This is a genomic window from Enterobacter cloacae complex sp. SYL003 (genome assembly GCF_049236925.1).
GTDB classification, from domain to species: domain Bacteria; phylum Pseudomonadota; class Gammaproteobacteria; order Enterobacterales; family Enterobacteriaceae; genus Enterobacter; species Enterobacter intestinihominis.
This window is the reverse complement of the sequence record NZ_JBMKJK010000008.1, coordinates 242,117-254,053: the sequence shown is the minus strand read 5'-3', so window position 1 is coordinate 254,053 and position 11,937 is coordinate 242,117. Positions and strand designations below refer to the sequence as shown.

Below are 11,937 nucleotides of genomic sequence, written 5' to 3'. Positions count from 1 at the left end.
ACAGCCCTCAGTCATTTAGAAAGCAACTTTATTGCTTCTGCATAAAAAAATTACTGGGGATCCCTCAGCCCACGGGGAGAGGGGGAAAATCAACCGCTCTTCTTGCCCGGCTTTAATCCGCGGTGTAACTCGTTGATGCGCTTCATCGACTTGATGGTGCGCTGCGGCTCGGTGGAGGCGACGGACAGAATAATCATCTCCAGGCACAGCAGCACCGTGCCGTGCAGCGGGATTTTGCCCTTCTCGCCGCCGCGCGGGACGTGGATCACTACGCTTGCCTCTTTGCTAAAGCGCGAGTCCGTGGCGTTGGTCAGCAAAATGGTGGGAATACCCAGGCGCTTCGCTTCGCGCAGCGTGGTCTGTCCCTCCCGGTGCGCGGATTTTTGCGCCATCATTACCAGCACGTCACCGCGCTGTAGGGCAATCAGCTGTTCGGCGAGGCCAATACCGGTGCGGTTGAGCGGGATCGCAGGCAGGCCTATACGGCTAAACAGTCGCGAGGTGTACTCAGCCAGAATGCCGGATGCGCCAATGCCAAAAATAGCGACCTGTCTCGCCTGCGCCAGCAGCGACACCGCCTGCGCCATCGCGTAGCGGTTGCCCGGTTCGGACAACACCGCGCAGGTGTGTTGATGGCCTTCCAGCACAAAATCGATGCTCGCGTCGACGTCGCTGGTAAGCGTGTTTACCGTCGTGGACATCTTCTCGCTGGAGGTGACCACCGGGCCAAACCACTGCTCCAGGGTCTGCTTGAGATCCCGCAGCCCGCCAAACCCAAGCGCCTGAATGGCACGCACCACGGTGGCGTCCGAGGTGTGTAGCACAGCGGCAATCTCCATTGCCGTCTGCTCCATAACCGCTTCACGATTTTCATTGATATAGCTCGCCACCTGCAGCAGGCGCGGCGTCAGCTGGTGCGCCCGCGAGCGGAGGCGGTCGCCGTAGACATCAATTTTTCGGATCATCGTGCGGCCTCCGGCAGCGGACGGCCCGCTATCTGCGACTGCACCTGCGCGGCCATCAGCCCCAGCGAGGCAAATGAATTTGAGATCGCTTCCTCGCGGGAGATGAGCACGTAATGCCCGGTTCGGCAGGCGTTGAGAAACTGACACCAGCCCGGCATCACCGCATCCATCGCCGCCAGCTCGTCCTGCGGTTTTCCGCCGGTGTCCCCGCGCCAGGTTGCAAAGACAAAATCAGCATCCAGCTCCGGCAGACGCTCGGCGCTGACGTCGATGCGCCCGCCCTCCGGGATGCTCTCAATCAGCGGCGGGAACCTGAACCCTGCGTCGCGCAGCACGCGCCCAAGCGAGTGGTAGCTGTGCATGGCGTTGATTTTGCCCTGATTGGCCTGAATCACCGAGACGGTCAGTTTGCTCGTATCGATGGTCGCCTTTAGCGCCTCGATCTGCTCCTGATAGCGACGCTCCAGAATTTTCAGCCGCGCCTCTGTCCCGGTAAGCTGCGCCAGCTTGCGGTAGATCTCCGGCGCGCCGCCGTCGAGGTGATCGATACTCACCGTCGGGGCAATTTTTTCCAGCTGTTCGACCGGCGTGTTGCGGGTCGGCTCGGTGATGATAAGATCCGGCTTCGCCGCGGCGATGGCTTCAATATCGATATCGGCGGTGCCGATGAATGTGATGTCGGAATTATCAAAATCGATGCCCGTCAGCATGCCGCTGGAGCGCAGAAAATGGCTGCCGTCCGGTCGGGTACGGCCATGGCTGGCAACCGGCGGTACGCCAAGCTCGATCAGCGGAATGGTGATATCCAGGTCGTGCAGGGACACAATCCGCTTCGGGTTAACCGGCACCACCACTTTGCGGTTCAGGTCGTCAGTAAACGTCTGCGTTGGCTCTGCGGCTCCTGCAGCAAAACCCACCAGCACCAGCATTGCAAAAAATACGCGCATTTCTATCCCCTAAAATCGATCCCGACGCTGCCAGAGCAGCAGCAGGAAAAACGGTCCGCCAATCAGTGAAATGACAATTCCCGCCGGCAGCTGCAACGGGAGAAAAGCCAGCCGCCCGACGTTATCCGCCAGCAGCACCAGCAGCGCGCCCAGTACGGCACTTCCCGTCAGCAGTGCCGTTTGCCCTCCGCGCAGCAGCAGGCGCGCCATGTGCGGGGCAATCAGCCCGACAAAGCCGATACTCCCCACGCAGGAGACGCAGGCCGCGGTGAGCACCACGGGGGCAAACACGCGCAGCAGCGCGAGGTGTGAAGTCCGCACGCCCAGCCCCGTCGCAGTGTGGTTGCCGAGCAAGGCTACGTCTGCGGCGCGCGCGGTAAAGAGCAGCAGCGCAAACGCCGGCACTGTCCAGGCAGCAGCGATGCTGACCAGCGTCCAGCTTGCCGCATGCAGACTCCCCGCCAGCCACAGCATCGCCGTCTGGACGTCGCGCACGTCGGCGGTCGTCATAAAGACCCCCATCGCGGCGGCAAACGCCCATGACACGCCGATGCCGATCAGGATGAATCGCGGGCGCGAGATATCACGCGCCAGCGCCACTACCAGCAGCGCGGTCAGCAGCCCACCGGCCATGCCGATAAGTGGACGCCAGTACGGCCCCAATCCCGGAAACTGAAAAATCAGCAGCAGCACCGCCGCGCTACAGCCCTCTTTCACGCCGATAAGTCCGGGGTCAGCAAGGCCGTTGCGGGTAATGGACTGCATGGCCGCCCCCGCCATGCCGAGCATCGCGCCGCACAGCACCGCCATCAGCAGGCGCGGCAGGCGGATATCCATCACAATGTAATGCGCATCCGCCGTCAGACGTTCAGGATAAAACAGCGCACGTCCGATGGCGGAAGCAGGAATGGGCAGCGAGCCGTGCGTCAGGCCAAAACTTAGCAGCAGTAAAACGGCAAGGGTTAAAACGGTCAGATACAGCAGCGCCCTCGGGCGAACCAGCGCCGAGAAGGAGGAAAATCGTACTGCCCTCAATCCAGCCCGGTTCATTTGAACATCCTTGACGCCATAAGGATAAAGACCGGCGCGCCGACCAGCGCAGTCATCACGCCGGTTGCCAGCTCATACGGCGTAAACAGCGTGCGGGCGGCGATATCCGCCATCAGCAGAACCAGCGCCCCGCAGAGGGCTGAGAGCGGCACCATCACGCGCAGGTCCACCGATACCAGACGGCGAATCAGCTGCGGCACAACGAGTCCGATAAACCCGATCGGTCCGGCAACTGAAACCGCCGCGCCGCACAGCAGGGCGATGGCCAGCAGCGCGAGCAGGCGCGTTTTCAGCAGCGACACGCCAAGCCCCTGCGCCATTCTGTCCCCCAGCGCCAGCATGTTCAGCGACGGCGACAGCCAGAGCGCCAGCGCAAAACCCACGGCAGCGGCCCCCGCGGCGCTAGCGGTCGTCTCGCCGATGACTCCCGCCACATCCCCCGCAAGCCAGGTCCGCATGGCCAGCAGCGTCTGTTCATCCAGAATCAACACCGTGGCGGTTATCGATGAGGCAAATGCCGACATCGCCACGCCGCATAGCGTGACCTTCATCGGCGTGAGACCGGTACGCCCGGATGAGGAGAACGTTAGCACCAGCAAAAAGAGCGCGGCGGCGCCGGCTGCGGCTATCAGAGGGCGGCCAAACGGCAGCGACAGCCCGAGGGCACTCGTCAGCACCACCGCCAGCGCCGCCCCTGCATTTAGCCCCAGGATATGCGGCTCGCCGAGCGGGTTGCGGATCACTGACTGCAGCAGCACGCCCGCGACGCCGAGCGCCGCGCCCGTCACCAGGGCGGCGCACATTCGCATCAAGCGCAGCCTGACGATCACGCTATGCTCAAAATTGCGCGGGTCGAAGTGGAAAAATGCGTCTACTACCGTCCGGGGGGCGATAACGCGCCCCCCGATGCTCAGGTGCGCAATCGCGCCTGCCAGAAGCAGCAGCGTAAACAGAATAAAGGCCACAGACGTGCGCATCATGGTTTGTCGACAGCCTGACGGAACGGCATAAAGAACGGCTTGCCGGTCAGCGGGTTAACCGACATATGCACGTCGACATCAAACACCGCTTTGATCAGCTCCGGCGTGCAGGCATCGCCCTCATGAAGTACCCCCTCAACCTTTCCCTGACGTAAAAAGACCAGCGAATCACCGAAGTTCACGGCGAAGTTGAGATCGTGCAGAACCACCACCACGGTGCGCCCGTGCCGGCGCGTCAGCGTGTGCAGCAGTTCGAGGATCTCCACCTGGTAGCGAAGATCGAGGTACGTCGTGGGTTCATCCAGCAGGATATAGGGCGTTTGCTGCGCCAGTACCATGGCGATCCAGCAGCGCTGGCGCTGGCCGCCGGACAGGCTTTCAACCAGATGATGGGCAAACTCTGCCGTTCCGGTCAGGCGTAACGCCTCTTCCACGGCCCGCTCGTCTTCCTCGCTCCACTGGCGCATCACGTTCTGCCAGGGGAAACGTCCGCGCGAGACCAGCTCAAATACGGTTAACCCTTCTGGAAGCAGCGGAGACTGCGGCAGGATCCCGAGCTGGCGGGCGACCGCTTTGGTTGGCTGCGAGTGGATGGCTTTGCCGTCCAGCACCGCGCTGCCGCCGAGCGGCTGAAGCAGCCGCGCGAGGGTACTTAACAGCGTCGATTTTCCGCAGCCGTTTGCGCCCACCAGAACGGTCATTTTCTGCTGGGGGATCGCAAGGGAGATATCATCAACGATGATTTTTTTCTGGTAACCCGCGGAGAGGTTCTCAAGAACCAGTCCCGGCTTTTTGATGTAGTGAGCCACGTGAACGCCAACGTAAGAAAAAAAACCAACAAATAAAAATAAAACTCATTCTCTTTTGTGAGTTTGCCGCCGCGCCATGTAGTAGTCAAGCGAAGATACACCCTGTAAACCTCAGGGATAATTGAGCATCTCTGCACAAATTAAAATTCTTTTTTATCAATTATTTTCAATGTCTTAAACAAGAAATCAACGCGTATTAGCCAGAGAGAAACCTCTGTAGCGAAATTTTTATTTATTCCATTTACTACTACACCCCCTCATGCTTGAATGATTCTCAATTACAAGTCCGATGCCGTAGAGGCTAACGGACAGACCGTAAGGGCAATGACTCACACATTCTTCCGCGAGCATTTCATCGCAGGATATTTTGGGAAAACAGATGTAATGGCTAAGTTCACACCTTCATTCGCCGGGGTAAAAGGGCGCGCGCTCTTTTCACTCCTGTTCATGGCGCCTCTGGTGCACGCAGCAGCAAAAGACGGTGAGACGCTTACCGTCACTGCCGACCCTTACGCTTCCACCGACGCCACCAGCGGCTATCAGCCCCTGAACACCTCCACCGCCACGCTGACCAACATGCCGATGCTGGACATCCCGCAGGTGGTCAATACCGTCAGCGATGAAGTGCTGGAAGACCAAAACGCGACCACGCTCGACGAGGCGCTGTATAACGTCAGCAACGTGGTGCAGACCAACACCCTGGGCGGCACGCAGGATGCTTTCGTGCGCCGTGGCTTCGGCGCAAACCGCGACGGCTCGATCATGACCAACGGCCTGCGCACCGTGCTGCCGCGCAGCTTCAATGCCGCAACCGAGCGCGTGGAGGTGCTAAAAGGCCCGGCCTCGACCCTTTACGGTATTCTCGACCCCGGCGGCCTGATTAACGTAGTGACCAAACGCCCGGAGAAAACCTTCGGCGGCTCGATTTCTGCCACATCAACCAGCTTTGGCGGCGGTACCGGACAGTTTGACGTCACCGGTCCGATTGAAGGTACGCGTCTGGCCTATCGCCTGACGGGGGAGTATCAGGACGAGGATTACTGGCGTAATTACGGCACCGAACGCAGCACCTTTATCGCCCCGTCTTTGACCTGGTTCGGCGATGATGCCACCGTGACCGTGCTCTATTCGCATCGCGACTATAAAACGCCGTTCGATCGCGGAACGATCTTCGATCTCAACACCAAAAAGGCCGTCGACGTCGATCGCAAAACCCGCTTTGATGAGCCATTTAACGTGACCGACGGTCAGTCCGACCTCGCTCAGCTTAACGCGGAGTATCGCCTTAACAGCCAGTGGACCGCGAAGTTCGACTACAGCTACAGCCAGGATAAGTACAGCGATAACCAGGCTCGCGTGATGGCCTACGATTCAAAAACCGGCAACCTGACCCGCCGCGTGGATGCGACCCAGGGTTCGACCCAGCGTATGCACACAACGCGGGCAGATTTGCAGGGGAACGTGGACATCGCGGGCTTTTACAATGAGATCCTGACCGGCGTGTCGTATGAGAATTACGATCTGCTGCGTACGGACATGATCCGTTGTAAGAACGTTAAGGATTTCAATATTTACAACCCGAGCTACGGCAGCCTCGGCAAGTGCACCACCGTCTCGGCATCCGACAGCGATCAAACCATCAAGCAGGAGAGCTACTCCGCTTACGCGCAGGACGCACTGTACCTGACCGATAAATGGATCGCCGTTGCCGGACTGCGCTACCAGTATTACACCCAGTACGCGGGCAAAGGCCGTCCGTTTAATGTCAACACCGACAGCCGCGACGACCAGTGGACGCCGAAGCTGGGCCTGGTATACAAGCTCACGCCGGCAGTCTCCCTGTTTGCTAACTATTCCCAGACGTTTATGCCGCAGTCGTCCATTGCGAGCTACATCGGCGACCTGCCGCCGGAAACGTCGAATGCGTATGAAATAGGCGCTAAATTCGACCTGTTCGACGGCATTACCGCCAACATCGCGCTGTTTGATATCCACAAGCGCAACGTGCTGTACACCGAGAGCATCGGTGATGAAACCGTCGCCAAAACCGCGGGCCGCGTGCGCTCGCAGGGTGTCGAAGTGGATCTCGCCGGATCGCTGACAGAGAACACCAACATTATCGCCAGCTACGGCTATACCGATGCGAAGGTGCTGGAAGACCCGGACTACGCGGGCAAACCGCTGCCGAACGTGCCGCGCCATACCGGCTCCCTGTTCCTGACGTACGATATTCACAATGCGTTTGCCGGGAATACGCTGACAATTGGCGGCGGCGGGCACGGCGTGAGCCGTCGTTCAGCGACTAACGGTGCGGATTATTATCTGCCGGGCTATTTCGTGGCGGATGCATTTGCGGCGTACAAAATGAAGCTGCAATATCCGGTGACGCTACAGGTGAACGTGAAGAATCTGTTTGATAAGACCTACTACACGTCGTCGATTGCGACCAACAACCTGGGCAACCAGATTGGCGACCCGCGTGAAGTGCAGTTTACGGTGAAGATGGAGTTTTGACGTCAGAGCGAGGCGTTCCCCTCACCCTAACCCTCTCCCCAGAGGGGCGAGGGGATCGATCGTAGGCCCGGTAAGCGCAGCGCCACCGGGCAAAAAAAAGCCCTGCATCGCAGGGCTTTTTCAGCATCAGGCCTCAATATCCGCCATATCGCCTTTCTCCTGCAGCCAGTTACGTCGGTCTTCCGAACGTTTCTTGGCAAGGAGCATATCCATCATGGCGTTGGTTTGCTGTTCGTCTTCGTCGCTGATCGTCAGCTGCACCAGACGGCGCGTGTTCGGATCCAACGTCGTTTCGCGAAGCTGCATCGGGTTCATCTCGCCCAGCCCTTTAAAGCGCTGCACGTTCGGTTTGCCCTTCTTGCGCTTCAGCTGTTCCAGCACGCCCGCTTTCTCTTCTTCCGTCAGCGCATAGTAGACTTCTTTGCCAAGGTCGATACGGTACAGCGGCGGCAGCGCCACGTGGACGTGACCGTTTTTCACCAGCGTGCGGAAGTGCTTCACGAACAGCGCGCACAGCAGCGTGGCGATGTGCAGACCATCGGAGTCCGCATCCGCGAGAATGCAGATCTTGCCGTAGCGCAGCTGGCTCAGATCGTCGCTGTCCGGATCGATGCCGATCGCCACCGAGATGTCGTGTACTTCCTGCGAGGCCAGCACTTCATCAGACGAGACTTCCCAGGTATTCAGGATCTTACCCTTGAGCGGCATGATCGCCTGATACTCACGATCGCGCGCCTGCTTGGCCGATCCGCCCGCCGAGTCCCCTTCCACCAGGAAAAGCTCGGTGCGGTTGAGATCCTGCGCGGTACAATCCGCCAGCTTGCCCGGCAGCGCGGGGCCGCTGGTCAGTTTTTTACGCACCACTTTCTTCGCCGCGCGCAGACGACGCTGGGCGCTGGAGATCGCCATTTCAGCCAGCATTTCTGCGGCCTGAACGTTCTGGTTCAGCCACAGGGTAAACGCATCTTTCACCACGCCGGAAACAAACGCCGCACACTGGCGTGACGACAGGCGCTCTTTAGTCTGACCGGCAAACTGCGGATCCTGCATTTTCACGGAAAGCACGTAGGCGCAGCGGTCCCAGATATCTTCTGCGGAAAGCTTCACGCCGCGCGGCAGAATGTTGCGGTATTCGCAGAACTCGCGCATCGCATCCAGCAGCCCCTGACGCAGGCCGTTGACGTGGGTCCCACCGAGCAGCGTTGGGATCAGGTTGACGTAGCTTTCCGTCAGCAGCTCACCGCCTTCAGGTAGCCACAGCAGCGCCCAGTCCACCGCCTCGGTATCACCTTCGAAATTCCCGACGAACGGTTTTTCCGGCAGGGTCGGCAGGCCGTTAACCGCTTCGCACAGGTAATCGTTCAGACCCTTTTCGTAGCGCCAGCTCTGTTCGGTGTTGTTAACGTGATCTTTAAAGGTGATTTCTACGCCTGGGCACAGCACCGCTTTGGCTTTCAGCAGGTGCGTCAGGCGGGAAACAGAAAAGCGTGGGCTGTCGAAGAAGCTTTCGTCAGGCCAGAAATGGACGCTGGTGCCGGTGTTGCGTTTACCGCACGTCCCGACGACCTGCAAATCCTGCACTTTTTCGCCGTTTTCAAACGCGATGTTATACACCTGGCCGTCGCGACGGACGTTCACTTCCACGCGCTTTGACAGGGCGTTAACCACAGAGATCCCCACGCCGTGCAAGCCGCCAGAGAACTGGTAGTTTTTGTTGGAGAACTTACCGCCCGCATGCAGACGGCAGAGGATCAGCTCAACGGCAGGAACCCCCTCTTCCGGGTGAATATCCACCGGCATGCCGCGGCCATCGTCGATGACTTCCAGCGACTGATCGGCGTGCAGGATAACGTCCACGCGTTTGGCATGACCTGCCAGCGCTTCGTCCACACTGTTATCAATTACTTCCTGGCCCAGGTGGTTTGGGCGCGTCGTATCGGTGTACATCCCCGGGCGGCGGCGAACCGGCTCAAGCCCGGTGAGTACCTCAATGGCATCAGCGTTATAGGTTTGCGTCATGATTTAAGCTAGCAATTCGCATTGATTGTCAGTGGCTGTGCAGTCCAAGAAAATCGACAATCTGGGTGAAATGATCTTCAAAGCCCGTGAAAGCATGGTTTCCGCCCTCTTCTACAGTCTGGCGGCAGGATGCGTAATACGCCACTGCCTGGCGGTAATCCAGCACTTCATCTCCCGTCTGTTGCAGCAGCCAGATAAGATCGGGCGCTTCAAGCGGGTCGACCTGCATAACTTTGAGATCGTAAATATGGCGTGACTCTAGCACATATTGTTGGCCGGTGTAGGGGTTCTCGTTTTCGCCAAGAAAGTCCCTTAACAGCTCAAATGGCCGGACCGCCGGGTTAACGACGACAGCGGGCACCATAAAGCATTGCGACAGCCAGGTGGCGTAGTAGCCGCCGAGGGACGAGCCGACAACGCCAAACGATTCGCCGCCGTGTTCAAGCACAATCGATTCCAGCATTTCTGCCGCGTCCGCCGGATAAGGGGGCAGCTGCGGAATAATCATCTCCACGTGCGGATGATGTTCGCTCAGCCACTGGCGAAACTGCGTCGCCTTTGCGGAACGCGGAGAACTGTTGAACCCGTGCAGATAGAGGAGCGTCGACATCAATAGCCTTCTGAAGCGGTATCCGGGCGGAACTGCGCGCCAGCCAGACGGCACACTTCGGTGGTCAGCGAGCCGTCGGCATGCAGGTCCAGCCAGCGCCAGCCCGGTGCGATGGTGTCCAGCGTGAAGTTAGCGCAATGGGGCTTGAACTGCACGCAGGTGGACGGCGTCGCGAGCAGGCGGCGACCGTTCCAGTCGAGATCCTGTTCCTGGTGAATGTGCCCACACAGCAAATTTTTCACGCGCGGGAATTTCGCCAGCACGCTATCCAGCGCCGCAGAGTTGCGTAAGCTGTGCTGATCAAGCCAGCTACAGCCCGCCGGCAGCGGATGATGATGCAGTAACAGCAGCGTATTACGATTCGGTTCGGCGGCCAGTTTTGTCTCCAGCCAGTCAAGCTGATAGTCGCTCAACTCACCGTGCGGAACGCCAAACACCTGACTGTCGAGGAGCAGAATTTGCCACTGGTCCCCCGTAAAGACACATTTTGCCGGCGAAATCCCCGCCTCCTGAAGCGAACTGTACATGGCGGGCTGAAAATCGTGATTGCCCGGTAGCCAGACGCAAGGCACACTAAAGCTCGCAATTCCTTCGGCGAAATGCTGATAGGCTGCGGAGGATTGATCCTGCGCCAGATCGCCTGTCGCGACGATCAGATCGCATGGCCGCTTTTCAGCATGGATCGCGTCAAGAACCGCCTGATAACTCTCCCAGGTGTTCACGCCCAGAAGCGTCTCATGCTTTTCGGCAAAAAGGTGGGTGTCGGTGATTTGTAATATCCTGACTGGCGCCCCACCAGCAACAGTCAGGTTCAACAGGCTTTCCAAATGGTGTCCTTAGGTAGGTTTATGACGCTAACAAACCGGAATCGCCATTGCTCCATGTGCTAAACAATATCTTAGCCAGTCGGCTAAAAACTGGTTAATTTGATGCTTTTCGTCGCGTTGATGCAACTTTTTATTCGGATAATCATACCGCGCTTTGAAGCGAAAGATCTGCTGGCTTGAACACACTTCAGCGACCATCGCATCATGATAAAGACGTACCGTCATCGACGGCAGGCTCCAGTAGCTGATGCTCGGCGCCGTTTGCTCAATCTCCACCAGCGTAGTGTAGCGCGTTGATTCTGTTATCGTTAACCGATACTGCGCGTTGCTCACCTGATAGCTTACCGTTTCGCCGGGCGCGTCGTTTCGCGGCAGCAGGCGGCGCAGCTGGGCGAAATTGGTTTCGCACAGGCGCATCATTTCTGGGAAGTCAGGTGTATAGCGCTTCATTTTTTCCACTCGTTTCGTAAATTCTGATGATGCAGTTGCAGCCATTGCAAGGCGATGACAGACGCTGCGTTGTCGATTAAACCCTCTTCTACCCATTGGTAAGCCTGCTCCCGACTCACCACATGAACCCGAATATCTTCGTTTTCATCTGCCAGACCGTGGATCCCTTTCGCTGTCGTGGCGTCCACTTCGCCCACCATAATAGATGAGCGTTCCGTTGTTCCCCCCGGACTTGCCAGGTAGCTCAACACCGGTTTCGTCCGACCGATCGCCAGGCCTGCCTCTTCCAGCGCCTCACGGCGAGCGACGTCTTCGACCGACTCACCCTCCTCGATCATCCCGGCCACCATCTCCAGCAACCACGGCGTTTCGCTGGTATCATACGCCGCAATACGGACCTGCTCGACCAGCACGACTTCATCACGCACTGGGTCAAAGGGTAGCAAGACTGCCGCATGCCCGCGCTCAAAAATTTCGCGTTTGATTTCACCGCTCATTTCACCGTTAAACAGGCGATGCCTGAAACGGTAAAGTTCCATTGAAAAAAAACCGCTATAAAGCGTTTCTCGTGCAATAATTTCTACATCGTTTTTGGCGAAGGTGACAGGCACGTTTTCTGGTTTTTGCATCGGTCGAGTCCTGGTAGCAATGGTGATGAAATTGTGAATTTCAAGGCTGTTTGGCTGCCGTTTGTATGGCTATATGGTAGATTGGAGCAAATTACCGCCAGATGGCACGTTACGCCAACCTTTTGGTGTGGATGATT

11 protein-coding genes are annotated in these 11,937 nt (G+C 58.3%); 1 reads left to right on the top strand and 10 read right to left on the bottom strand.

Features of this window, described 5'->3' with window-relative positions:
- Positions 1-89 precede the first annotated feature (89 nt).
- The 5 genes from ACOT1A_RS12995 to ACOT1A_RS12975 are packed head-to-tail and all read right to left on the bottom strand — an operon-like array spanning position 90 to position 4,751.
- Entirely contained in the window at positions 90-965 is an 876-nt protein-coding gene (locus ACOT1A_RS12995) for a MurR/RpiR family transcriptional regulator (protein WP_015571883.1), read from the bottom strand.
- Positions 962-1,912: an iron-siderophore ABC transporter substrate-binding protein gene (locus ACOT1A_RS12990; protein WP_023306962.1), complete on the bottom strand. Its 951-nt coding sequence runs from the start codon at positions 1,910-1,912 to the stop codon at positions 962-964. The genes ACOT1A_RS12995 and ACOT1A_RS12990 overlap by 4 nt, the downstream gene beginning before the upstream one ends.
- Positions 1,913-1,921: 9 nt before the next feature.
- Positions 1,922-2,962: a FecCD family ABC transporter permease gene (locus ACOT1A_RS12985; RefSeq protein WP_058646826.1), complete on the bottom strand. Its 1,041-nt coding sequence runs from the start codon at positions 2,960-2,962 to the stop codon at positions 1,922-1,924.
- Positions 2,959-3,942: a FecCD family ABC transporter permease gene (locus ACOT1A_RS12980; RefSeq protein WP_058646827.1), complete on the bottom strand. Its 984-nt coding sequence runs from the start codon at positions 3,940-3,942 to the stop codon at positions 2,959-2,961. Before ACOT1A_RS12980 ends, ACOT1A_RS12985 begins: the two co-directional genes overlap by 4 nt.
- Positions 3,939-4,751 (bottom strand): ABC transporter ATP-binding protein, encoded by an 813-nt coding sequence (locus ACOT1A_RS12975; RefSeq protein ID WP_058646828.1) that lies wholly within the window; start codon positions 4,749-4,751, stop codon positions 3,939-3,941. Before ACOT1A_RS12975 ends, ACOT1A_RS12980 begins: the two co-directional genes overlap by 4 nt.
- Before the next feature lie 384 nt (positions 4,752-5,135).
- On the opposite strand from ACOT1A_RS12975, the gene ACOT1A_RS12970 reads away from it, so the two are divergent.
- Entirely contained in the window at positions 5,136-7,265 is a 2,130-nt protein-coding gene (locus tag ACOT1A_RS12970) for a TonB-dependent siderophore receptor (RefSeq protein ID WP_058646829.1), read from the top strand.
- Positions 7,266-7,391: 126 nt separating this feature from the next.
- Here ACOT1A_RS12970 and parE read toward each other — a convergent pair whose 3' ends face one another.
- Genes parE through nudF form a run of 5 tightly spaced genes read right to left on the bottom strand, consistent with a single transcriptional unit; the run spans position 7,392 to position 11,800 of the window.
- Positions 7,392-9,284, bottom strand: coding sequence for a DNA topoisomerase IV subunit B (gene parE, locus ACOT1A_RS12965; RefSeq protein WP_023306966.1), 1,893 nt, complete (start codon positions 9,282-9,284; stop codon positions 7,392-7,394).
- 28 nt (positions 9,285-9,312) lie between these two features.
- Positions 9,313-9,894, bottom strand: coding sequence for an esterase YqiA (gene yqiA, locus ACOT1A_RS12960; protein ID WP_022649423.1), 582 nt, complete (start codon positions 9,892-9,894; stop codon positions 9,313-9,315).
- On the bottom strand, positions 9,894-10,721 hold the full coding sequence (gene cpdA, locus ACOT1A_RS12955; protein WP_023298619.1) for a 3',5'-cyclic-AMP phosphodiesterase: 828 nt from the start codon (positions 10,719-10,721) through the stop codon (positions 9,894-9,896). The genes yqiA and cpdA overlap by 1 nt, the downstream gene beginning before the upstream one ends.
- A 27-nt stretch (positions 10,722-10,748) precedes the next feature.
- The gene (locus ACOT1A_RS12950; protein WP_003862516.1) at positions 10,749-11,171 is read right to left on the bottom strand and encodes a DUF1249 family protein; all 423 of its coding nucleotides are present in this window, start codon (positions 11,169-11,171) and stop codon (positions 10,749-10,751) included.
- The gene (nudF, locus tag ACOT1A_RS12945) at positions 11,168-11,800 is read right to left on the bottom strand and encodes an ADP-ribose diphosphatase (protein ID WP_022649425.1); all 633 of its coding nucleotides are present in this window, start codon (positions 11,798-11,800) and stop codon (positions 11,168-11,170) included. Before nudF ends, ACOT1A_RS12950 begins: the two co-directional genes overlap by 4 nt.
- Positions 11,801-11,937 lie beyond the last annotated feature (137 nt).